Genomic DNA, 22,831 nt, shown 5'->3' on the forward strand with positions numbered 1-22,831 from the left:
TATAGAATGATTTAAAAAAAATAATGGGTGAGAAAATTGGAGATCAGGAACATCAGGACATTTTTACGAGTGGCTGAGCTGCAGAGTTTTACAAAGGCTGCAGAGCAGATGGGTTATTCTCAGGCAGCGGTTACGGTGCAGATCAAGCAGCTGGAAGAAGAGCTGGGAACGCAGCTCTTTGATCGAATTGGGAAACATATCAAATTAACAGAACACGGCATGCAGTTTATGGACCATGGAATGAAGGTGATGAAGGCTGCAGAGGACGCAAGCACCTTTGTCCATAAAGAGGAGACCCCCGCCGGGAAACTACGCATCGGTTCCATTGCATCATTGTCGATGGGCGTGCTGCCTCCGGTCCTGCTGGAATTCAGAACCCTGTGTCCACAGATAGAGACCAGTATTGAGACATCGAGACGCGTCACAGAATTGTTAGATATGATGCGGCAGAATGACGTTGATTTCCTTTATTTTCTGGATCGAAAGATTTATTCTCCAGACTGGATCAAGGTATTTGAGCGGCCGGAAACCATCATCTTTGTTACCTACCCTTCCCATCCGCTGGCGGACAAAGAGGACGTGCCCATTGAACGGCTCCTCGAGGAGCCGATGATTCTCACGACAAGGGGTGTCAGCTACTGTGATGATCTGGAACAGTTGTTGGCAGCACAGGGGTTGGAGTTACATCCTTTTTTAGAAATTGGGGATACGGATGTCATCATAAAGCTTCTGCAGCAAAAGGCAGGCATTTCTTTTCTGCCACAGTACCTGGTGCAGGAACACCTCGAGGCAGGGAATTTAGCTATCATATCTACCGATATTCCGGTTATTCAGATGTGGAGCCAGTTGATTTATCATAAGAATAAATGGGTCACTCCACAGATGAAGATTTTTATTGATCTTATCAAAAAGTATGCGGGCGCAGAACCGCATTGATTATGATTTGAAAATACACTGAACTGCTCGGTCAAGACGTGCTACAATGAAGAAAAGGAGAGAATATTATGGAACTATTTAACAATCATACAGCGCTGATCATCATCGACATGCAGAAAGCCTTTGTAGAACCGGGTGCACCGCTCTGTGTCAAAGGTGCAAAAGCCACCGTGCCCGCCTGTGCCAAGACAATTGAAGAGGCGAGGACGGCAGGCAGCCCTGTCATCTGGGTCAAGCGCCACTACAGATCTGACGGCAGCGATGTGGAGTTTACCCGTTATCAGACCTGGGAAGAGGGAGGCAGACCTCTAGCTCATGGTTCTAAAGGCATCGGAGGCGCTGAAGAGGCAGAGGGACTTGAGCGCAAGCCTGGCGATTACGTCGTCATCAAACCTCGCTGGAGCGGCTTTTTCCAGACAGAGCTGGATCTGATTCTGCGGCGTCTTCACATCGACACCGTAGTTCTCATCGGTACCACCACGCCAAACTGTGTCCGCACCACCTGCTATGACGCCATCGCTTTGGACTACAAAACCATCGTCATCGAGAGATGTTGTTCCTCTAATACAGAAGAAATCCAGAGAGTCAATATGGAGGATATGGAGAGAATCGGCGCGGTAATCCTTCGATAAAGATTTGATGCGATTGCTTGGTGGGACGTATACGGGATGGGGGTATGAATTGAGCATTCTTTACAATAAAGTTAGGTTTTTTGATGCTGTCCAAAAGGTTTCGCATAACGCTGCGGCGGTGGCAGACGCCATATCGATCCATACACCTTGAGATAAGACATGATTCACTGAAGAATTCAAAAATTTACTTCGCTCGGTTACTTTTGTGGATTGTGGACGGCCTTTGCATCGGAGAATTTGATAGAAAAAGTAACCGGAACCAGATATACCCCCCTGTTGAAGCCTTCTGACAGTGAACTGGTTATGCGAGAATGTGCAGATGTTCCCAAAAAGCATAACCTTATCGTTTTTGAAGCAGAACCGGAGCAATTGTCCTTCCCGGTAATGGCACAAAATAAATTGCGCGCCTTCATTATACAAAAGGAGATATTATAAATTTAGTAGCCCGAATACGTAATCGAAATATCTGTGTTCAATAGACCTGGTCACAAAGTATGAGTCTTGTTTCATGGACTTGCAGTGAATAATCCTTCGATAGAGGTTGCATTTTTAGGACATCGTTGTATAATAGAAACATATTCAAGGGGAGCCTGCGCGAAAGCGGGCTGAGAGTAAGCTGTATGGCTTTTACCCATAACCTGATTTGGATAATGCCAACGTAGGGAAATATTACGTGACTTTTAAACTGCGTATTTGCCAGGGGTTTGGCGAATACGCAGTTTTTGTTCTGCTTCTAGTCACATGCTAATTTTCCTGTGCAAATGTGGCTTGTTAAACACCTAATGAAAAGGAGAGGAAAACCATGTTAAAAGAAAGATTTGACCATTTGAGAGCGGACGGTGCACTGGTACACAACATTACCAACTATGTGACGGTTAACGATGTGGCTAACGTCCTGCTTGCCTGTGGCGGCAGCCCGATTATGGCTGACGACATCGACGACGCGCCGGAAATCACAGCAATCTGCGGCGGGCTCGCTATCAATATCGGAACCCTGAACAAAAATACCATTCCTTCCATGTTTGCGGCCGGCAAAAAAGCCAATGAGCTGGGACATAAAGTGCTTTTGGACCCCGTAGGCGCCGGGGCAAGTACCATTAGAACCCAGACCGCATACAAACTGATGGACGAAATTCATTTTGACGCAATTCGCGGAAACATCTCAGAAATCAAGACCCTGGCAACTGGTGAGGGAACCACCAAAGGCGTAGACGCTGATGTAGCAGATGCGGTGACAGAAGAAACCTTGGAGCAGACCATCGAATTCGCCAAGGCTTTTGCTGCAAAGACGGGCAGCATTATCGCCATCACCGGAGCTATTGACCTGGTGGCCGATGAAAGCAAATGCTATGTCATCAGGAACGGCAGACCGGAAATGGGGCTGATTACGGGAACTGGCTGCCAGCTGTCTGCTTTGATGTGCGCTTTCCTCGTAGCGAACCCGGAGGAACCGTTAGAAGCAGCGGCGGCTGCAGTCTGCGCCATGGGGCTTGCCGGTGAAATCGCTTATGCGCGCCTGGAAGAAGGCGACGGCAACGCGACGTACCGCAACAAAATCATCGACGCCATCTATAATATGGACGGCGCACAGTTAGAAGAAGGGGCGAAATATGAAATTAGATAAGAAGGATCTGCTGCTCTATGCAGTGACAGACCGGCATTGGCTGGCGAAAGACGAGACTCTCTACAGTGTGGTAGAAAAAGCACTGAAGGGCGGGGCGACTTTTATGCAGCTGCGAGAGAAGAACCTGGAAGAAGAAGCGTTCATAGAAGAAGCGAGAGAAATCAAGGCCTTATGCGCCCGCTACACTGTGCCTTTTGTCATCAACGATAACGTGGATATCGCTGTGTCCATGGATGCCGACGGTGTGCACGTGGGACAAAGCGATATGGAGGCTGGTGATGTCAGAGCGAAGATTGGCCCGGATAAGATTCTGGGCGTGTCGGCCCATACTGTGGAACAGGCAAAACTGGCGGAGGCCCAAGGAGCGGACTATTTAGGCGTAGGAGCGGTTTTTCCAACGGGATCAAAGGATGATGCTGATGAGGTTCCACACGACACCTTAAGGGCCATCTGCGATGCCGTAAATATACCGGTCATCGCCATCGGAGGCATAACAGAGGAAAATACGCCGGAACTTTCCGGCAGCGGAATCTGTGGAATTGCTGTTATCAGCGCCATCTTTGGGCAGAAGGACATTGAGAAGGCGACAATGCGTCTGAGAGCAGTGACGAAAGAAATGGTGGAAAAGAAATGATAAGAGGGGCAATTTTTGATGTGGACGGCACGCTGCTGGACACCATGCCGATCTGGACCAATTCGGGTGCCAATTATCTGGCATCGCTGGGTATCGAAGCAGAAGAAGGGCTGGGCAACAAATTGTTTGCCATGACAGTAGACATGGGCGCAGTATATTTGAAAGAAACTTACGGTCTGACGCAGTCCTGCCGGGAAATCGCCAAGGGCATCAACGGTATCGTGGAAGGTCATTATTTTGCGGACGCCGGGTTCAAGCCCGGGGCGCGAGAACTTTTGGAGCGTATGAAGGCGGCGGAAATTCCCATGGCCATTGCCACATCTACTGAGAAGTACTGTATCGAGGCAGCTTTTGAACGGCTGGGATACAAGGATTATTTTGATATCATTCTGACCTGCGGCGAAGTAGGCGCCAGCAAATCCAACCCGAAGATTTTTTTTGAGGCCATTGCGGAATTGGGTACACCGATTGAAGATACCTGGCTCTTTGAGGACGGCCTCTACTCAATCAAAACCGCCAAGGCGGAGGGCTTTAAAATCGTTGGCGTTTATGACAAGGTCAGTGAGGCGGATCAAGAAGAAATTAAACGGTACGCAGATGTCTATGTAAGAGATCTGACCGAATTCACCCTGGTATAAACCAGGTTTCCACGGCGGTAGACTGGGGGCACCACTTTCTGTCGCTCTTGCAGTCTGTTTCGCCAATCACACATGGGCAGGACCTCGTGTTCTTGGGAAACAGTTGCATAAGGCCTTCCATCAGTTTGTGCGGTTAGGCTCCGCACAAACTGTGGCAAGCGCCATTATAAAATTAATGCTTATGGAGGAATGATGAAAAAGAAGACAGCATTAACAATCGCAGGCAGCGATTCCTGCGGAGGCGCCGGCATCCAGGCAGATATCAAGACGATGACTGTAAATGGCGTATACGCCATGAGTGCAATCACCGCACTGACTGCCCAGAATACGACCGGCGTAAGTGATATATTGGAGGCAACTCCTGAGTTTTTGGCAGCACAACTGGACGCCGTGTTTACTGATATCTATCCGGATGCAGTAAAAATCGGAATGGTCTCTTCCAAGACTTTGATTGAAACCATAGCAGAAAAACTGCGGCAGTATGGGGCAAAGAACATTGTTCTCGATCCGGTCATGGTCGCCACCAGCGGATCAAAGCTTATTTCTGACGATGCGGTGGAGACGCTGTGCAGTGCACTGATCCCGCTTGCTGCAGTCATTACACCCAATATCCCAGAGGCTGAGGTTCTCTCAGGCATGAACATTGAGACTGAAGCTGACATGGAGAAAGCGGCAGCGGCAATTTACGGTAAGTATGGCTGCAGTGTTCTCTGCAAGGGCGGCCACCAGATCAGCGACGCCAACGATCTGCTCTTTGACGGACAAAAAAGCAAATGGTTCTACGGCCAAAGAATCGACAATCCAAATACACACGGAACGGGCTGCACCCTTTCCAGCGCCATTGCTTCCGGTCTGGCCAAGGGATTGCCATTGGAGACGGCGGTTAAAGAGGCGAAGGACTATATCTCTGGCGCTCTCTCCGCGATGCTGGACTTGGGGCAGGGCTGCGGTCCGATGGATCACGCCTATATGCTTGAAAGCGGTGATGTCTGTGAGTGAGAAAAGGACTTCGATATTTGCTAACGGTCTCATCTGGTTTGGGGCAGGCGTTTCCATCGCAGAAATCCTTACCGGCACCTACTTTGCGCCGCTGGGATTTTCGAAAGGCCTGCTAGCAATCCTGATCGGTCATATCATCGGCTGCGTGATGCTGTTTTTAGCCGGTTATATCGGTGCGCAGACGAGAAAAAGCGCCATGGAGACAGCAAAGATGAGTTTTGGAAACAAGGGCGGTCTGCTCTTTTCCATATTGAATGTTTTACAGTTAGTAGGCTGGACAGCTATCATGATTTACGATGGCGCCCTGGCGGCAAACGGCGTGCTTCATACAGGAGCCTGGATCTGGTGCCTGGTCATCGGCGTGCTGATTATCCTCTGGATTATGATCGGCATCACCAACCTGGGCAAGATCAACACCGTGGCTATGGCTGCTTTGTTTGTTCTGACCCTGGTACTTTGCAAGGTCATCTTCTTTGACGCGGGCGGCATCGCCATGGCGCCAAATGACAGCCTGTCTTTTGGCGCGGCTGTGGAGCTGGCCGTTGCCATGCCGCTGTCCTGGCTGCCTTTGATCAGCGACTACACCAGGGAGGCGGAGAAGCCTTTTGCCGCCACCATGACCAGCACCGTAGTCTATGGACTAGTCAGCACCTGGATGTATGTCATCGGTATGGGAGCGGCGATTTTTACGGGCGAATACGATATCGCACAGATCATGGTCAAAGCGGGCCTGGGCATCGCAGGGCTTTTGATCGTCGTATTCTCCACGGTGACGACCACCTTCCTGGACGCTTATTCTGCCGGCATTTCTGCGGAGTCCATCTTTGCCAGATGGAACGGAAAGTGGATCGCCGTGGCTGTGACCATCCTGGGAACCATCTGCGCGATTCTGTTCCCGATGGACGACATTAGCGACTTCCTCTATCTGATCGGTTCAGTCTTTGCGCCGATGATCGCGATCCTCATTGCGGATTTCTTTGTGCTGCGTCATAACCACATCAAAGAGAGCTTCAACTGGAGCAATCTAGTCGTGTGGGCCTGCGGCTTTGTCATTTACAGATATCTGATGACAGTGGATATTCCTTGCGGAAACACTTTGCCGGCGGTCGTGATCACCCTGGTTCTCGCGGTAGTGGCAGACAAAGTCCTGCCTTCTGGGGCAGCAAAATCCGTGTCGGATGGAGAAAAAGCGGCATAAGAGCAACAAAAAAACTGCACAGCCTGTCTCAAAGGTGTATAATAGAGAATATCGAACTACGAATCCATGAGGAAAGATTGGAGATGATTTTTTTGAAAACGAAAGAAGCTGTTGCAAGAAGATGCTCCTGCAGAGCATACAAACCATATCAAATTTCAGAAAAGGAATTGAACATTGTGCTCCAGTGTGGCAATGCTGCGCCGGTAGGCATGGGGAAATTTGAAACGCTGAAGTTCACAGTCATTCAGAATAGAGAGCTGCTGGACAAAATTGATGCGGAGGGGAGCAAGTTCTTTGGCGATCCCAACGTGCATCCTCTATACGGCGCGCCGACGCTGATTCTGGTTTCCGGCAAAGCGGACGACGTGGAGCTTTCCATGTGCAACGCGTCCTGTGTTGTGGAAAACATGGCCATCACAGCTACGGATATCGGTCTGGGCTCCTGCTACATCAGAGGGAATATCAAAGCCATCACCTATAACAAGGAGCTTTGTGAAGCCATGAAAGTTCCGGAAGGGTTCGTCCCTTGTGCGGGCATCATACTGGGCTACCCGGTGAAAGAGCCGGAAGAGAGAGAATTGACCATGGACAAAATCCAGGTAGAATATGTGAGGTAATGACGAGAAGAGCGCTGCGGATGAGAATTCGTGGCGCTTTTGAACATTAAGAGTGGCGTTGCATCAAATAAGTATAGGTTTGATTTTGACTTACCTAAAGGTTCTACTCTGATGAAAGATTATGATTATGCGTATGATGAATTATAAGATGAGTGTTTTTCCGATGGACGACTTACTTACGGAAGGGAAAATTATTTTAGCACTGCGTGCCGCTCTCATAGTTGTTTTTGGAATTGATTCTGCAGTTTCAAAAATCAGAAAGCGTACTCGTGATTGAAAAGGCAGCAAAACAGAAAAACGACAGAATAAGAAAAAAGAAAATAAAGTCGGAAGATGTATTCTTGTGTTGGCCGTCCCCCCTCATACAAATTCCCTTTGCAAAACCAGCGCAGACTGGTATAATCATTAGGTAGGAATATTTTGGAGCAACCGGAGGAAGGACATGGGGAAATTACTCAATTTTAAATACGCCTGTACACAGGGGACGTATTGGATGATATATGGAGTTGTAGGCAGTTTTGCATCGGTTTTTTTGTTAGCGCGAGGTTATTCTAACTCCGAAATCGGGGTCATACTGGCTGTGGCAAACGTAGTAGCTGTTGTTCTGCAGCCGCTGGTCGCTGATTTTGCCGATCGATCAAAGAAGATAACACTGATTGGGATTATTCAGCTGATGACCATCATCATGATTTTGATGATGGCGGGACTGTGTGTCCTTCAAAAGAAGACCCTTGCTCTGTCTTTGATCTTTCTCATGCTCATCGCATGGCATACCATATTGCAGCCGTTGATCAATTCACTGAGTTTTAAGCTGGAAGAATGCGGCATACATATCAGTTTTGGCGTAGCCAGAGGCGTGGGCTCTTTGGCGTATTCGGCTTTAGTTGGCGTTTTGGGTACCATGGTAGAAACTTATGGCGTCATGGTCATGCCCATCACCGGTGAAGTGGTTCTCGTCATGCTGCTCATCAGCCTGGCTTTGACTAAGTCACAATATAACAAGGTAAAGGCGGTCAACACAGAGGAGGGCGTCATCGACGTCAAATTAAAAGAGGAGACTGTAGAAGAAATCAATCTGGTTGACTTTATCAAGAGAAACAAGATGTTTTTGGTAGTGAACATCGGCGTCATCGGTGTCTATTTCAGCAATCAGATTCTCAATAACTATATGATTCAGGTCGTATCCGACGTAGGAGGCGACAGCGAAGATATGGGAAGGATCCTCTCCCTGATGGCCTTCCTGGAAATACCGGTCATGTTCTGCTTTGACAACCTGCGCAAACGCTTCACCTGTCAGCTGATGCTGAAAGTATCAGCCGTAGGTTTTGTCGTCAAAATTGCCATGTGTTATATTGCTACTACCGTGACTATGGTATATATTGCACAGCTGTTCCAACTGATTTCTTTCGGCCTGTTTCTGCCTGCTATGGTACATTTCATCGACGAGATGATGAGCAAAGGAGAAGCCGTCAAAGGGCAGGCGCTGTTCACCATGATGGTCACTGTGACTACGATGATTTCCAGTCTCTTCGGCGGCATCATTCTGGATATCAGCGGTGCAAAGATGCTGACCTTGGTTGCAACCGTCGTCACAACCATCGGCGCTTTAATTATCATCGGATCAGTAGATCGGGTAAAAAAACAAGAGAACGAAAAGGGCAAAGGATTGAGCTAAGAGAATAACTGTCTCAACACGATGTAACACGGAGGGAAATTGAATTTTTCGGATTTCTGCTCCGTTTTTTGTTGTCTTTATACCAATGCGAAGAAAAAATTATTGACAAACAATAATTCTGTGGTATTCTTAAATTAACAATTATCGTAAAACAATAATTGATGTACAGGAGGTCACCATGAATCAGGATATTTTTACGTTTCCTTTCGGACAGATTGGAGAAGCCTTGCGCGCGTTATCACTGGCCAGTTCAGCGGGAAACATTGCGGCAATGATCATTTATCTGTTGATTTCTATTTTGCCAGTGCTTTATTTGGTTGATAGAGTTGCCAGACAGAAGAAGGAACCCGATGCTATCGATATTCTTCTGATTATGATGTCGGTGATGCTCTTTATCATGATGTACTTGATGGTGAATCCCGGTTATGTCAACAGCAATCTCTATGGAGCGATGCCTGGCAAAGGCGGGGCTCTTGCGATGACCTTCTGGTCTATGGTGGTCGGCTATGCAGTGCTGAAATGCATGAAGGCGTCAGTGGGCACTGATGAGAAGAAGCTGGCAAAGTATCTGAAGCTAATTTTGACTGCAGTTGCCGTAACCATCGTTGCCGAAATTGTTTTAGGTATCTTTACAGAGGTGGTACCAGCCGCAAGGGGCGTTCGGGAGGTGGATCAGCTTTTAAACAGCGACTACAATACAACGGTGTTTCTATGGATTAAATATTTTGCGGATAAGATACCCTCGGTTTTAAATATCTTCGTCATCGTCCACGCCATCAAAATGGTCGATCAGCTGCGGGCAGACAGGTACAGCCAGGAGACCATTTCTGCAGCGGAAAAATTGAGCCGGATTTGCCGTATCTCCGTCACCGTGATGATAATAACTTCCATCGCTGTAAATCTGTCTCAATTTCTGATCTGGACAAAAGTATACAAAGCGAATTATGTAGTCGATATTCCTCTCTTTTCCATCGCTATGTGTATCGCCGTCCTCCTTCTGTCAAAGTTCATTGCATCAGACAAGGCCTTGAAGGAAGATAACGATATGATAATCTAGGAGGCGACGATGGCAATCAAAATCTATTTGGACGAGGTGCTGAAGAAGAATAACATGACTTCGAAGGAATTGTGTAAACTGGTGGGCATTACGGAAGCCAATTTGTCCATCCTGCGCAGCGGTAAGGCCAAGGGTATTCGTTTTCACACCATAAACAGAGTCTGCTATTTCCTGCACTGTGATGTGGGGGATATTCTCAAATTTGACGGCGTATTGGAGGAAGAGGAAGATGAATAAAAAAGGATATTGGGCAGCCTTGAGTCTGGTTCTGATGATATCGCTGTTAACCGGCTGCAGGCTGGCAGATAAGGAAAAAGGGCAGACCAGCGAAGATCTATTGATTGGATTCTTTGTGACCTTGGATTATATAGGCAGCGAAGATGAGCATGGCCGAGAGAGAGGACCAATCTACGGTAAAGAGAAGGGCGACACGTATCAGTTTGAGGATCTAAAAGGGTATGGCATGTATTTCAAAATGTACGACGATGCGGTCAGCGGAGTCAGCGATGGAGAAATCAGGGAGCTCAAAATAACCGGCGGAGATCAGTTCAGCCTGGAGGGCACCTTGTATGTGGAAGGCGGGAAGAAGCACTCTATGTATGCAAACGCTGTTTATCAGACCTCCGATGGCAAGGTCTATCTGATGCCGGGGCAGACTGGCTGCAGTGCAGAATTTGACGAAGAAGGAGATGCATTGTACCAGGACATGAAATATGAGTCCAGTGAGGGCTTTAAGACCAAGCACGGTGAATTAAAAAAATTCAGCTATAAGATCAACATGAAGAGCGCACCCAATTTACAGAAAATCGTCATCAAGCAGTTTGACAAAGGGGACAATGTGATAAGCACAACGGCGATGAATGCGGATTCCATCAGAAAGCAGGTCAAGAAATTGAAAAACGCCAGTTATATCATGGTTGAGTACTATACCAAAGGAAGGGTGGAACGGAAAATCTGCGAAGGTGATACCATCGAATACAGCCATACGAAAAAAGACGGCGTCATCATCATAAAAGATATTACAATTGTTTAAAATAGATACAAAAACCGCAATTGAGGAGTTTTGCCACGAGGCAGGCTCCTTTTTTAACGCTTGCCGCAAACTATCGCGGCAACAGCCGCTGCGGCATGCTTGCATAGTAAATCTGACATTCAGCAGATTTTTCTTTTATAAGAAACATCTCTGCTCGGACAGTCCCAACTAAGTCAAAAAGTGGTATACTAGTAACATGAATAAAAGTATGAAAAAGAATATAACACAATATGAAAAAATGACAGAAAGTCCTCTGACGCCGCTGATTGTCAGTCTGGCAGTGCCAACGACGATCACCATGCTGATCAGCAGTCTCTACAATTTGGCCGATACCTATTTTGTCAGCCAGCTGGGCGCCAGCGCCAGCGGCGCGACGGGCATCGTATTCACCCTCATGGCTGTCTTACAGGCCTTTGGCTTCATGTATGGACAGGGCGCGGGCAGCAACATCAGCAGAAAACTAGGTGCTAAGGATGTGGAAAGCGCAGGCCGCTTTGCATCCAGCAGTTTCTTTCTGGCAATAGGGACAGGGCTGTTGATCAGCTGTTTTGGACTGTTGTTTCTTGAACCGCTGCTCCGCTTTTTGGGAAGTACGGAGACTATCTTACCTTATTCCAAAGCGTATGGCATGTGTATTCTCACGGCTGCGCCTCTCTACATTTCCAGTTATGTGATGAACAACATCCTGCGCTACGAAGGGCGGGCCGCCCTGGCGATGATTGGGCTTTTGACGGGGGCGCTGCTGAACATTGGATTGGACCCGCTGTTTATCTTTGTCTTCCATATGGGAATCATGGGTGCGGGCATCGCCACGGCTCTATCCCAGTGCATCAGCTTCAGCATTCTTCTGAGCATGTTTCTCAGAAAAAAGACCCAGAGTAAAATCTCTATTCATTGCGTTTCGAAGAGACGTGACGATTATCTTAACATCCTCAAAACCGGCTTTCCAAGTTTGGTACGTCAAAGTCTGAACAGTGTTTCCTCCATGCTGCTCAATAAACAGGCCGCCCTTTATGGCGACGTGGCAATTGCAGCTATGAGCATCGTGGGAAGATGCTGCATGACGATTTTCAGCATTGGCATCGGCATCGGTCAGGGATTTCAGCCGGTAGCAGGCTTTAACTACGGAGCTGGGAAGTACAGTCGTGTAAAAAAGAGCTGCAAGATTACTTTTGTCATCAGTTTTGCGGCCATCGCAGTCCTGTCTCTCAGTTGTATCGCTGCATCGGATTACATCATCAATCATTTCTGTGACGAAAAAGGGGTAGGCGCTATCGGCACTTTTTCCCTTCGAATGCAGTGTATGGCCATTATGCTGGCGCCAATTACCATGTCTGCCAACATGCTGTTTCAAAGTACGGGCCATGCGGCAAGAGCGACAGTTACGGCAGCAATGAGAAGCGGCATCTGCTTTATCCCTCTGATTCTGATTCTGCCGCAGTTTCTTGGACTGCGCGGCATTCAGATTGCACAGCCTTTGGCGGACCTCATCACCGCAATGATTTCCGTTCCCTTAATTATGGACTTCTTTAAACGTATGCCGAAGGAAGATTTAACATAAACTTAATGGAAAAGCGCTGAGGCATATGTCATGATAAGAGCAGGTACATGCAAGAGGTGCAGAGGGAGGAATAGACGATGAAAAAAACTTATGTTTTAGATACCAATGTGCTGATACAGGCACCGGATGCAATCTATAGATTTAAAGAAAACGACCTGGTAATCCCATTGATGGTCTTAGAAGAATTAGACGGACTCAAGAAAGCTGAGGGCGAAAAAGGTCTCAATGCCAGGGCTTCTATCAGAGAGCTGGAAAGCTTGAGACAGACAGGTGATCTTTTGACCGGAGTGCAGCTGAAGGACGGCGGCAGACTGCGCATTGAATCCAACTGTGTCAATGTGGATCTGCCGGAGGAACTGCCGGATTCAAAGGCAGATAATCGCATTCTCAGGGTTTGTAAAGCTCTTTGCGATAGCGGAGAGAATGTAATTTTGGTCACGAAGGATATAGTTTTGCGGGTAAAAGCCTCCATGATCGATATCCCCGCCGAGGATTTCGAAAGCGAACAAGTGGTCCGCGGTGAGCATCAGTATACCGGTCGAATTGAATGTTTTGCTCCGGAAGAAGAATTTCGCTATTTTTCGAAAAAAGGCATGGCAAAAGACGTCCTTTACCTGGTCGATGAAGAGGGTCAGAGGAGGCAGCCGGAACTATATGAGAATCAATTTGTCATCATCAAAGCAGATCAGTCGAGAAAGAAAACGCAGCTGGGTAGAATTGAAGGAAACAAAGTCGTTCCCCTGGAATTTAAGAAGGCAAAACCGTACGGCGTGGAGCCGAGAAGCGCAGGGCAGTATTTTCTGCAGGAAGCGTTGATGATGCCCAGTGAGAAAGCGCCGTTGGTCATCGTAAAAGGCATGGCTGGAACAGCTAAAACTTTTTACTCTTTGGCCGTAGGCCTTGAGAAAGCGCTGAACAGCACAGAAGAGGAATACCGAAGGATTTTGGTCAGCCGGCCCAACGCGCAGTTTGACGAGGAGATCGGCTTTCTGCCGGGTGATGAACAGGATAAGATTGCCCCGCTGCTGAGACCGATCCTCGACAATCTGGAACAGCTGATTGACTCTGATGAGGAGGAACGCTACAAAAATGAACTGGAGCTGAGCGGTAAGGTGGATGAAGTCTTTGACCGAGGCATTATACAGGCGGAAGCTTTGAACTTTATTCGAGGCCGCTCCATCGTAAAAACCTATTTAATCATTGACGAGGCCCAGAATACGACGCCGAATCAAATCAAGGGCATTATTACTCGCGCAGGCAGGGGCACGAAGATTATTTTGCTGGGCGACCCTTTCCAGATTGACAAACCGTTTCTTGACGAGAGAACCAACGGTCTCAGCTATGCGGCGGAACATATGAAAGGCAGCAAGTACTGCTGTCAGATTACCATGACCGCCGATGAATGTGAACGATCGAATTTAGCGACTGACGCAGCAGAAAGATTGTAATGGAAAAAGCAGTCCATCAGATGTTGATGGGCTGCTTTTGACTTCAGCCATTGTGTAAATATGAACTACAATGTACTCTGCAGCACAAACCCTTTTACCATAGTGTTCCTATGTTTACATTTACTTATAGCATTATTGCAGAAAAGAAATGAACGAATATTTTGAAAACGATTGACCTGTTGAGATTGAAATGACATAATATTAATATGTATTACATAAACATGTATTGCGGAATAATTCTAGTGCAATAAAATTAATTGGAGTGTTTATTGAGATAAGGGTGCGGGGCAAAAGAAATTGACAGAGGTTGGACGTGTTCGGTTTACAGGGGCAGCCTCGGACAATCAGTTCACTAAAAGTGCCAACAAGACAGGCGTGTCGGGAACGTTTACTGCCTCGGATTCCTATGATTTCTATATTATAACCCTGCACAGTACGCATAAGTTCTCTTGCGAAGGCGGATCAGGAAGTTTTTATACCCAGATGTAGGGCATTGGCGGGAGAGCGTACCATGAATCAGCCGTCATTGTATTGTGGAGGTACCTATGAAAAAAGTAATTATAATTGGCATACTTGCGCTTTGTGTCTTGGGTTATATCATTTATTCCTATAGTCAGCCTGCATCCCTCTCTGTAGATATAGCAGGAACCTCGACAGATGCAGTGGTGCAGGGCGCTAATGATTCTCTAACGTTTTCGGCAGGAGAGACAGGCGTGCTGCGTATAAAAGACGGGAACCTCCTCTTTTTTGATTATAAATCGAGAAAAGATTATGTCATCTGCAGCAGAGCTAACTGCAGGCATAACGACGACAGCTGCAGCGGCTGGTATGAAGGTTATCGTGGAGCCTTGGGTCTCGCAGAATATGGGGAGAAGCTTTATTGCCTTATCAGCAATTCGGAGAAGAATGTATACGAGCTTGTTCAAATGAACCTGGATGGGAACCATCGGAAGGTTATTACAGAAATTGATCGGGGTGACGGTGCACCGGGAAAGTGGGAGGCGGATTTGAATCTGTCGTCTACATATTATGCGGGGCATAAAGTGATTACGATCTTAAACTGGCATTATAACCCGGCAGACAGCGATGAAGAGGACATACAGACTCAGCAGTGTATCGCAGTAGACCTGCAGTCGGGAGAAATCACGGAGGTCACGCCGAGACAGAAGGAACCAGTGCAGTGTTTCATTGAGGCAGTCTCAAAAAATCACAGTGCCATTGAAGTTTGCGGGTATCAGGAGCAGCCTTTGACACAAAGAGAATTCTACGAGCAGTATGAACAGGGCGCTTTTGCAAAAAATGACCGGATTATGAAAGCTAAAGATCCTTATGAAGGTTATCAGGACTGGTATTTTGATGAAACGCCCCAGTGGTATCGGTACCTTCTCTTCGATTTAAAACAGGAAGATACCAGTATAATAAAGAAAGGTTTCCTGAAAAAAGTCAGAAACGAGGACGGTGAAGTAAGGGCCTTTGTACCGCCTTTTTATATCAGTGGTTTGTACGAAGACGATTTGATCACAGAAGAAATTGAAGAAGAAATGATTGAAGACGAAGGATATCTTGGTTTTGTAAAGAACCGGGTTTATCGATGGGATTTGAAAAAGGATCAAAAAGAACTGTTGCTTGACCTGGAGAACGGCTATGTTTTCGATGCAGGCGGGGTAGATGTCAGCAGCATCATAGAAGGAGACACGCTGCTTTTCTTGAAGAGAAAACCAAACGGCAAAGCTGACTATTACAGGTATTCTCTGAAAACGGGAAAGGAGGAGCTGCTGTATGAGGCGGAGCGAAATGTCCCGTACCGAATCGTAGGGGAAACGAAGCGTTCTTTTCTCTATTATACCGCAGACGACACAAAGAAGTCCATGTATATGATGGACAAGGAGGACTATTATAAAGGGGATTTTGAAGGTTCCGTCAGATTGAAGGAACTGGATGAGTATTTTTAGGAGATACCATGAAACTTGAAGTGAAAGAATTGTGTAAGAATTATGGCAGGAAAGAGGCGCTGAAAAGCGTCTCGTTTTCCCTTACGCCGGGAATCTATGGACTTTTGGGACCCAATGGCGCCGGAAAATCGACGCTGATCAGCATACTGACAGGAAATTTAAAAGCGGACAGCGGCAAGGTCTGCCTTGATGGCGAAGATGTCGATAAGATGGGGGAAGCTTACCGAAAAATACTGGGATATATGCCTCAGCAGCAGGCTTTATACCCGGCCTTCAGAGTTAGAGCATTCTTGGACTATATGGCAGCTTTGAAAGGAATGGAAAAGAAGGAAGCCAGAGCGCAGATTCCCGCCATATTAGAAATGGTGGAGCTTTCAGAATATGCCGGAAGTAAAATCAAAACCCTTTCCGGCGGTATGAAACAGCGGCTTTTGATCGCGCAGGCGATTCTAAATGATCCTGACATCATCATTTTAGATGAGCCGACGGCAGGACTGGACCCAAAGCAGAGAATCGCGGTCCGTAATCTGATTTCGCGTATTGCCGTCAATAAGATTGTTCTGATCGCTACCCATGTAGTTTCAGATGTGGAATTTATTGCAAAGGAGCTTATCCTCATGGGGGAAGGGAAGATCCTCCGAAAAGCACGCAAGGATGAGATTCTAAACCACATGCGCTCACTGGTATATGAGACGGAACTGACGGAAGAGCAGTACGGCGGCCTGCCGTCTGCCTGGTGCATTGCGGGGATTTCCCAGCTGGAGGAAAAGCTGTTTGTCAGGATTATCACAGAAAATCCTGATCCCGTGTGGAATTGCAAAGAAGTCAGACCGTCTCTGGAAGATGTATACCTATATTATTTCGGAGGGCTTTAATTGTGGCAAATTTGATAACAGGTGAATGGAAGAAACTCTTTCAGTGGAAGTTTCTCTTGATATTGCTCCCGCTGGTGTTTCTTCTAAACGGCGTGTTGCTGTCTAATCAGATTACAAGAGATTTCGATGAAAATCAAAATATAGACAGATGGATAATAAACGAGGCTGAACCGGTTTCTTACGTAGACTTTCTGCAGAGTATTGATGAGCAAGCAGAGAAAATGCAGGATGCGGCCGTCTTTAATGGAAGCTATTTTAACAGGGAAAGTCTTGAAAAAACGAGAAGTGTATACAGCCGTCTTCACGGTATACGGCCGGAAACGGATTATCCGACGGGAATGCGGTACGTGACGGACTATCACATGACAGATGTCTTCCTGTTTCTTACTGTCATTGCGTTACTGATTCGGCTGATGCTGCAGGAACGGGCAGAAGGCTTGCTTCATTTAATAAAGCCGACAAAAAATGGCAGAGGGCGGTTGATCGGGGCCAAGTATCTGACATTAGTTACTGTGGTGTTTTTGCTTGTTGTCTTATTTTATGGAACCAATTATCTTGTGGCAGGCGCCATGGATCTGTTGGGAAGGGGAGATGCTGCCATCCAGTCATTGGACGGATATATGGCAAGCCCTTTCGCAATCAGCATCAATACATATTTTTATCTGTTTCTTCTCTGTAAGTGGATAGCTGTGACGGCTGTAAGCAGTGTGTTTTTTCTTTTCTGTATCTGCTGCCGCAATCAGGTCTATTCGATACTGTGCATTGTGACAGCTTTTACCGGTGAGCTGCTGCTATGGCTGAGCATAGAGGATTATTCCTGGCTCAGTCCGATTCGCCAGTTGAATCTGGCTGCTATCATGGATACTTCACATTATTTTAATGACTACATCAATTTTAATTTTTTCGGAATCCCAGTCTCTTCCGTAACTGCGGGCCTTCTGACAGTGGTTACTGCAGTCGTGGTCTCACTGCTGCTGTCAGTAAGGCTGTTCTCGTCAGAAGCTTCCGTTGAAGCAAAGAAAAACCAGTGGCTCCATCCTTTTAATAGGAAAAAATCCACGACGAAACTTTCTGCCAGCCTGCTTCAGGGGGAGTGTAAAAAGCTATTCCTGATGCAGCGGGGATTGTTTCTTCTGGCGCTGCTTCTTGTGATACAGGTAATCTCTTATTGGGATAGTCCATTTTTTACGGACAAAGAGGAGGCATATTATCAGAAGTATTCACAGATTCTCGAGGGAGAGCTATCAGAGGAGAAGGCTGAATGGATAAAAACGGAAGAAGAGCGATTTGAAGCTTTGTCAGTGAAGCTTGAGGAACAGTACCAGCGCCATGAGCAGGGAGAAATCAGCTCTGCCGTCTTGGAATATTATGTTTCCGAACTGACACCGGAACAAGCCGAATTGAATGGCTTTAAAAGAGCGAAAGAACAATATCAATATCTGCAGGAACAGTTTGTAAAGGATGAGAACGTTGCTTATCTATATCAAACAGGATGGAACCAGCTTTTGGGGCCGGAAGGAAGGCAGGCAGAAGTGCTTGATTTTGCAAAACTGTTCTTGATACTTCTGCTTGCGTTATCAACTCTGGGGACCATTGAAAAGACGTCTTCTGTAGAACTGCTGATTCGGCCCTCTGCAAAGGGAAGCAACGCCGTGAACCGTGTAAAATTCAAGTTGTGCACGGCGTATGCTTTCGCTGCGGCGGCAATTGTATTTATATGGAGACCGCTGCAAATTGCAGATTATTATTCGTTGTCTGGAATTAATTACAGCTTGCGGAGTCTGATGATCTTTTCGCAGACTAAATGGCCGGTATCCGTAGGGCTGTATTTAGGTGTCATTTATTTGTTAAAAGCAGCGTCGGCTGTCTTTGCCGGACAACTTATTTTCTGCCTGTCTCGGAAATGCAGGCAGGAGAGTACGGTCTTTTTTTTGGGAGGTATCATCTTTCTGATTCCTTCCGCAGCAGTATGGTTTTATTGTGGCTTGTGATTCTGGATATTACAGCGTTTTGACCATGTCATACCAGACTGCGCCGCCGTGGACGGAGGCGGATATTCCCTGTTTCTCAAAGCCGAACCTGGCATAATAGTGAATCAAGTGCTCCTTGCATGTCAAAGCCATGGAGGTCATGTCTAACTGCCTGGCAGTTTCTACGGCAGCATTGAGCATTTGTTCGGCAACACCCTGCTTTTGCCAGGCGGCGGCTGTCATGACAGATAGCACCGCGCACACTGTTCCCATGGGTACCTTTTCCATTTCAAAGATGTCATCGTCGATGACGGGCGTCGCCATGGGAATCATACAGACAACACCTACAATCTCTCCTTCTGCTTCCCCGACGATAAAGTAGTCGGGATAATTGGCAAGCCTCCAGGTATACTTCTCTTTTGAAGCAGCTTCTTCTGGCGGAAAACATTCCGCTTCAATTGCTGAAATTTTGTCCAGGTCAGTGATTTGCGCTTTTCTGATTTTCAATTCCATAATTAATACCCCGCACTTTCTTCGATTAAGATGACTTCCATTTCAGATGACATCATTTTCTTGTAGTGAATAACCATCGCATTGCAAATTCTTTCCTCGCTATTGCAGTCGTAGCAGCGGTTTCCTTTGACTGCGCAAGGGGTCTTGCAGTCCAGCCGTTTCCCATTGAGAGGTGCGGCTACATTACGGGCGCGGTCGATGGCCTGATGGAGGTTTTCGACGATTTTGTTGGTGCCCGCGATGAAGTAAACCTTTTCGTGACCGTAAAGGGTAGAGGCCAGACGGTTGCCTGCACCGTCGATATTGACCATTTCGCCGTCCTCACTGATGGCATTGACCGATGAAAGATAGATGGCAGTGTCCATCGCTTTTTTTCGTGTGTCTTCTGCCGTCAAACCATCGGCAGGATGCCAGTGCCAATAGACTTCGTTGTGGGTCGACAGGGTTTGGAAAGAACCCATTTCTTCCATGGTCATAGAACCGCCGATGCCGACGGTAGTGCTGTCGATCTGCTGGTTGAGATAGCGATCAGCCTCTTCCAGTGTTTGAAAGACCGAGACTTTGTAGCCGTTCTTTTCCAGAGACTGCGTTGTTTTTGTGAGATTCATCGATTCTTACCTCCTTGGATATATAGCAGTTATATATTATCTAAGTATACCATAAACCAAGGCCTGGCTGCAATTGAATGCTGCCTATAAGAAAAGATGTCCCACGATGGATGCCAGTGCAACGATGCAAACCACACGTTCAATCCAAATAATAAAAAGTTTTCCTAGCGAGACATCGATATTGCTTGGCAGGATGCAGGGAATTGTACCTGTAAAAAAGACAATTTCGCCAATTGCAAGCACGCCTACGACAAAGCGGGATACGATGGAAGCTGCACTGGAAGCAACGACCATGGAAGTGACCGGTTCTGCTACAGTGATTGCGGCAGCTTGGGCGACTGCCATCTCGTCAGGAATCATGGTCAGCTTGGTCAATGGATAAAACAACCAGGCGATGTAGTCGAAGACATCAGTAAAATTGACCAAAAGCAAGGTGATGGTACCCAAAGACATCATCAAAGGCAGCAGATTCATTATGGCGATCATACCGCCTTTGAAGTTGCCCCATAGACTGGCAAATAAATTCGGAGCGTTCTGTGCCTGGATCAATCCTGCCTGCCAAGCCTGCTTCAGCAGGCTGCCCTTTTCGTGGGCTTCTTCTACGTATTCAGCATTTTCCCAGCAGGTTTCCGGCACTTTGCAAAGAGGCCAGAGACGCACGGTGATAGCTGTCGTCAAGAAGGTGATGATCAAAGCAGACCAGAAGAAGAGACCCCAATGGGGCATCAGTCCCAGCAGATTGGCGGCGATAACCAGGAACGGCATGGACACCGTAGCAAACCCGGTTACAAGGATTGCCGCTTCTTTGTGTGTGAATTTTCCTTCACGATAGAGGTTATCCGTAGCTACGATACCTACGGAAAAGCTGCCAATAAAGGAAGCTACAGCAATAATTGCCGCCCGACCTGGCAGCTTCCACAGCGGTCGCATAATGGGTCTGACCAAGACGCCAAAGAAGTCGAGAATTCCGTAGTCCGTGATAAAAGTCAGAAGCAGGCAGCCGATCGGTACGGTCAGAGCGCCAGGTATGATTACCTTTGGAAACAGCATCTCAAAGACTGCTGTATTGACTGCTTCTGAACATAAGGAAAATGCTCCTGCGACAGCACACAAGACACCGATAAATTTTAACAGGGTAAAGATCACATCCATAGCAGATCTGTTCCAGGTTTTGTTGATAAAGGGCAGGATCGCGCCGGCGATGATGATCGCTAGGGAGACAGCCAGGGCTGCTGTGGGCAGGTTGGTGGAAATCGAAGTAACCAACTGATCGATTAAAATTGAACTTCGGCCGTTTACTGTGACAGGGACGAAAAATAGAATCAGACCTGCACCACTTCCGATGAAAAACTTAAGTATATTTTGATATTTACTTTCCATTATGTGCTCCTTTCTATTGGGATACTCCGAAGAGTGTTATCCCAGATAGACGCCTTGCTTCTTCAACTGCGTCTGTACCTTTTTTATGTCTACATCTCTCACTTTCACATCATCTGCAGCAGCAACAGCAGCGGCGACTCCGGCGGCCTGTCCATATGCAAAGCAGTGTGTAACCAAGTTCGTCATGCTGTTGACTGTCAGTTCCGAAGAGAAGCATCTTCCGGCGACTAAAAGTCCGTCTACTGTTATTGGAACTAGTACGCCGTATGGGATTTTTGAAGGAACCTGGGGCATAGCGGGATTGACGGTAGAGGGAATCACAGCGATGTGATTGTCACACTCCTTTTGGCCGTACAGATCCTCCATTTCCAGATGATGAAGACCAAGAATCCGGCGGCTGCCTCTGGTTCCCAGTTGTGGCGCGGTGTCATAAAGCCAGATATTTTCTAATCCGGGAATTTTGTTTGTGCGGATATAGTCCATGACATCGACAATGGTTCTTCTTACTAAAGTTTCAACGGCAGTGATATCTTTTACTTTGATACTGCTGTAACCGAGAACCCAGTTATCTACCCAAACAACATCATTTCTCGATGTTGGGAATATTTTCAGGGCGTATCCTGCAATTTGCTGTAAATTCTGTTCATGTTTTTTTAGCTGCTGCGGGTTTGTTGCTGCGTAATCGGCATAACGTTCATAGTCTGCACCACCGAATCTGTATACCAGAGCCAGTGAAGCCGTTCGGCTGACATCGTGAAGGATGTCTGTGTCTCTTGAAGCTGCCTGCATGCTTGACAAATCAATTTCGAACTCAGCGCCGGCCGATGCGAAGATGTCTCCATCGCCGCTGCAGTCGATCACCGTTTTCGCCATGACTGCCTTACGGCCTTCCTTGCTCTCAAAGCATACCCCTTTAACCGTACCGGCATCCGTGATCGCTCTGCAGCAGAGACTGTGGAGGTATAAATTGACACCGGCTTCTTCTATCATTTGAGAGAGAACGATTTTCATCAGATCGGGGTCTACATATCCTCCATAACATACCTCGTTGTTCCAAGTCATGTTGAAATATTTTTTCCATTTTTCCATGTGGGATGAATCTGTAGAACCGGTAATGGATTTGTCAGGTCCGCAGACGCCTCCAAGGGCTGTAAGACGTTCCATGATTTCCAGCATGATACCGCGAATCATAATGGTTTTTCCTGCACTCATGGATGGGATTAAGATCACTTCGCCTCCGGTAGGCATTCCGCCCAGTTGTCCATATCTCTCCAAAAGCACAGTCTTGGCACCGGCCCGGGCGGCGGCAATGGCAGCAGCACTTCCAGCTGACCCGCCGCCTACGACTAGTACATCGGCCTCCTCCAAGATTTCAATATTTCGTTCTTCTTCTAAATAATACTTTTCCATAAAAAATTCCTCCTTGATTTCTTTCCTAATTTAAAATATAAAGCAAAGTGGTGATAATGGGAAATACTAAA

At 47.0% G+C, this 22,831-nt stretch carries 23 protein-coding genes and 1 riboswitch; of the genes, 19 read left to right on the forward strand and 4 right to left on the reverse strand.

What is annotated here, in order from left to right:
- The first annotated feature begins 27 nt into the window (after window positions 1–27).
- From BN6539_RS05325 to BN6539_RS05410, 19 genes are all read left to right on the forward strand, one after another.
- Window positions 28–936, forward strand: a complete 909-nt coding sequence (locus BN6539_RS05325) for a LysR family transcriptional regulator (protein WP_242869375.1) — start codon at window positions 28–30, stop codon at window positions 934–936.
- Window positions 937–1,004: 68 nt separating this feature from the next.
- Window positions 1,005–1,568 (forward strand): cysteine hydrolase family protein, encoded by a 564-nt coding sequence (locus BN6539_RS05330; protein WP_067534776.1) that lies wholly within the window; start codon window positions 1,005–1,007, stop codon window positions 1,566–1,568.
- 237 nt (window positions 1,569–1,805) lie between these two features.
- Window positions 1,806–2,003, forward strand: coding sequence for a hypothetical protein (locus tag BN6539_RS22700; RefSeq protein ID WP_067534779.1), 198 nt, complete (start codon window positions 1,806–1,808; stop codon window positions 2,001–2,003).
- Between the two features lie 137 nt (window positions 2,004–2,140).
- A riboswitch (TPP riboswitch) is annotated at window positions 2,141–2,250 on the forward strand.
- Between the two features lie 120 nt (window positions 2,251–2,370).
- On the forward strand, window positions 2,371–3,192 hold the full coding sequence (gene thiM, locus BN6539_RS05340; protein WP_067534782.1) for a hydroxyethylthiazole kinase: 822 nt from the start codon (window positions 2,371–2,373) through the stop codon (window positions 3,190–3,192).
- Window positions 3,179–3,826, forward strand: a complete 648-nt coding sequence (thiE, locus tag BN6539_RS05345; RefSeq protein WP_067534785.1) for a thiamine phosphate synthase — start codon at window positions 3,179–3,181, stop codon at window positions 3,824–3,826. The genes thiM and thiE overlap by 14 nt, the downstream gene beginning before the upstream one ends.
- A complete protein-coding gene (locus BN6539_RS05350; protein ID WP_067534788.1) occupies window positions 3,823–4,464 on the forward strand; it encodes an HAD family hydrolase in 642 nt (213 codons plus the stop codon). Before thiE ends, BN6539_RS05350 begins: the two co-directional genes overlap by 4 nt.
- 189 nt (window positions 4,465–4,653) lie before the next feature.
- Window positions 4,654–5,463: a bifunctional hydroxymethylpyrimidine kinase/phosphomethylpyrimidine kinase gene (gene thiD / locus BN6539_RS05355; RefSeq protein ID WP_330385056.1), complete on the forward strand. Its 810-nt coding sequence runs from the start codon at window positions 4,654–4,656 to the stop codon at window positions 5,461–5,463.
- Window positions 5,456–6,661, forward strand: coding sequence for a putative hydroxymethylpyrimidine transporter CytX (gene cytX / locus BN6539_RS05360; protein ID WP_067538101.1), 1,206 nt, complete (start codon window positions 5,456–5,458; stop codon window positions 6,659–6,661). The genes thiD and cytX overlap by 8 nt, the downstream gene beginning before the upstream one ends.
- An 83-nt stretch (window positions 6,662–6,744) precedes the next feature.
- Window positions 6,745–7,278, forward strand: coding sequence for a nitroreductase family protein (locus tag BN6539_RS05365; RefSeq protein WP_227142425.1), 534 nt, complete (start codon window positions 6,745–6,747; stop codon window positions 7,276–7,278).
- A gap of 133 nt (window positions 7,279–7,411) precedes the next feature.
- Window positions 7,412–7,555, forward strand: coding sequence for a hypothetical protein (locus BN6539_RS22705; RefSeq protein ID WP_207645079.1), 144 nt, complete (start codon window positions 7,412–7,414; stop codon window positions 7,553–7,555).
- Between the two features lie 165 nt (window positions 7,556–7,720).
- Window positions 7,721–8,953 (forward strand): MFS transporter, encoded by a 1,233-nt coding sequence (locus tag BN6539_RS05370; protein WP_067534794.1) that lies wholly within the window; start codon window positions 7,721–7,723, stop codon window positions 8,951–8,953.
- Window positions 8,954–9,131: 178 nt separating this feature from the next.
- Entirely contained in the window at window positions 9,132–10,010 is an 879-nt protein-coding gene (locus BN6539_RS05375) for a hypothetical protein (protein ID WP_067534797.1), read from the forward strand.
- 9 nt (window positions 10,011–10,019) lie between these two features.
- Window positions 10,020–10,247 (forward strand): helix-turn-helix domain-containing protein, encoded by a 228-nt coding sequence (locus tag BN6539_RS05380; RefSeq protein WP_067534800.1) that lies wholly within the window; start codon window positions 10,020–10,022, stop codon window positions 10,245–10,247.
- Window positions 10,240–11,043, forward strand: coding sequence for a hypothetical protein (locus BN6539_RS05385; protein ID WP_067534803.1), 804 nt, complete (start codon window positions 10,240–10,242; stop codon window positions 11,041–11,043). Before BN6539_RS05380 ends, BN6539_RS05385 begins: the two co-directional genes overlap by 8 nt.
- Before the next feature lie 208 nt (window positions 11,044–11,251).
- Entirely contained in the window at window positions 11,252–12,604 is a 1,353-nt protein-coding gene (locus BN6539_RS05390) for an MATE family efflux transporter (protein ID WP_082907464.1), read from the forward strand.
- A gap of 77 nt (window positions 12,605–12,681) precedes the next feature.
- The gene (locus BN6539_RS05395; protein WP_067534809.1) at window positions 12,682–14,052 is read left to right on the forward strand and encodes a PhoH family protein; all 1,371 of its coding nucleotides are present in this window, start codon (window positions 12,682–12,684) and stop codon (window positions 14,050–14,052) included.
- 545 nt (window positions 14,053–14,597) lie between these two features.
- Window positions 14,598–16,004, forward strand: coding sequence for a hypothetical protein (locus tag BN6539_RS05400; protein ID WP_067534812.1), 1,407 nt, complete (start codon window positions 14,598–14,600; stop codon window positions 16,002–16,004).
- 8 nt (window positions 16,005–16,012) lie between these two features.
- A complete protein-coding gene (locus BN6539_RS05405) occupies window positions 16,013–16,879 on the forward strand; it encodes an ABC transporter ATP-binding protein (RefSeq protein WP_067534815.1) in 867 nt (288 codons plus the stop codon).
- A gap of 2 nt (window positions 16,880–16,881) precedes the next feature.
- Window positions 16,882–18,870: a flagellar export protein FliJ gene (locus BN6539_RS05410; RefSeq protein ID WP_067534818.1), complete on the forward strand. Its 1,989-nt coding sequence runs from the start codon at window positions 16,882–16,884 to the stop codon at window positions 18,868–18,870.
- A 9-nt stretch (window positions 18,871–18,879) separates the two neighbouring features.
- Here BN6539_RS05410 and BN6539_RS05415 read toward each other — a convergent pair whose 3' ends face one another.
- From BN6539_RS05415 to BN6539_RS05430, 4 genes are all read right to left on the reverse strand, one after another.
- Window positions 18,880–19,362, reverse strand: a complete 483-nt coding sequence (locus BN6539_RS05415) for a GNAT family N-acetyltransferase (protein ID WP_067534821.1) — start codon at window positions 19,360–19,362, stop codon at window positions 18,880–18,882.
- Window positions 19,363–19,364: 2 nt separating this feature from the next.
- The gene (locus BN6539_RS05420) at window positions 19,365–19,970 is read right to left on the reverse strand and encodes a lactate utilization protein (protein WP_067534824.1); all 606 of its coding nucleotides are present in this window, start codon (window positions 19,968–19,970) and stop codon (window positions 19,365–19,367) included.
- 84 nt (window positions 19,971–20,054) lie between these two features.
- On the reverse strand, window positions 20,055–21,350 hold the full coding sequence (locus BN6539_RS05425) for a YjiH family protein (protein ID WP_067534827.1): 1,296 nt from the start codon (window positions 21,348–21,350) through the stop codon (window positions 20,055–20,057).
- A 36-nt stretch (window positions 21,351–21,386) separates the two neighbouring features.
- Entirely contained in the window at window positions 21,387–22,760 is a 1,374-nt protein-coding gene (locus BN6539_RS05430) for an FAD-dependent oxidoreductase (RefSeq protein WP_067534830.1), read from the reverse strand.
- Between the last annotated feature and the right edge of the window lie 71 nt (window positions 22,761–22,831).

Source organism: Emergencia timonensis (genome assembly GCF_900086585.1).
Classification (GTDB): Bacteria; Bacillota; Clostridia; order Peptostreptococcales; family Anaerovoracaceae; genus Senimuribacter; species Senimuribacter timonensis.

Coding starts and splice junctions, on each gene's coding strand:
- BN6539_RS05330 (WP_067534776.1), top strand. CDS start 1,005: ATGGAACTATTTAACAATCATACAGCGCTGATCATCATCGACATGCAG.
- thiM (WP_067534782.1), top strand. CDS start 2,371: ATGTTAAAAGAAAGATTTGACCATTTGAGAGCGGACGGTGCACTGGTA.
- thiE (WP_067534785.1), top strand. CDS start 3,179: ATGAAATTAGATAAGAAGGATCTGCTGCTCTATGCAGTGACAGACCGG.
- BN6539_RS05350 (WP_067534788.1), top strand. CDS start 3,823: ATGATAAGAGGGGCAATTTTTGATGTGGACGGCACGCTGCTGGACACC.
- thiD (WP_330385056.1), top strand. CDS start 4,654: ATGATGAAAAAGAAGACAGCATTAACAATCGCAGGCAGCGATTCCTGC.
- BN6539_RS05365 (WP_227142425.1), top strand. CDS start 6,745: ATGATTTTTTTGAAAACGAAAGAAGCTGTTGCAAGAAGATGCTCCTGC.
- BN6539_RS22705 (WP_207645079.1), top strand. CDS start 7,412: ATGATGAATTATAAGATGAGTGTTTTTCCGATGGACGACTTACTTACG.
- BN6539_RS05370 (WP_067534794.1), top strand. CDS start 7,721: ATGGGGAAATTACTCAATTTTAAATACGCCTGTACACAGGGGACGTAT.
- BN6539_RS05375 (WP_067534797.1), top strand. CDS start 9,132: ATGAATCAGGATATTTTTACGTTTCCTTTCGGACAGATTGGAGAAGCC.
- BN6539_RS05380 (WP_067534800.1), top strand. CDS start 10,020: ATGGCAATCAAAATCTATTTGGACGAGGTGCTGAAGAAGAATAACATG.
- BN6539_RS05385 (WP_067534803.1), top strand. CDS start 10,240: ATGAATAAAAAAGGATATTGGGCAGCCTTGAGTCTGGTTCTGATGATA.
- BN6539_RS05390 (WP_082907464.1), top strand. CDS start 11,252: ATGAAAAAGAATATAACACAATATGAAAAAATGACAGAAAGTCCTCTG.
- BN6539_RS05395 (WP_067534809.1), top strand. CDS start 12,682: ATGAAAAAAACTTATGTTTTAGATACCAATGTGCTGATACAGGCACCG.
- BN6539_RS05400 (WP_067534812.1), top strand. CDS start 14,598: ATGAAAAAAGTAATTATAATTGGCATACTTGCGCTTTGTGTCTTGGGT.
- BN6539_RS05405 (WP_067534815.1), top strand. CDS start 16,013: ATGAAACTTGAAGTGAAAGAATTGTGTAAGAATTATGGCAGGAAAGAG.
- BN6539_RS05415 (WP_067534821.1), bottom strand. CDS start 19,362: ATGGAATTGAAAATCAGAAAAGCGCAAATCACTGACCTGGACAAAATT.
- BN6539_RS05420 (WP_067534824.1), bottom strand. CDS start 19,970: ATGAATCTCACAAAAACAACGCAGTCTCTGGAAAAGAACGGCTACAAA.
- BN6539_RS05425 (WP_067534827.1), bottom strand. CDS start 21,350: ATGGAAAGTAAATATCAAAATATACTTAAGTTTTTCATCGGAAGTGGT.
- BN6539_RS05430 (WP_067534830.1), bottom strand. CDS start 22,760: ATGGAAAAGTATTATTTAGAAGAAGAACGAAATATTGAAATCTTGGAG.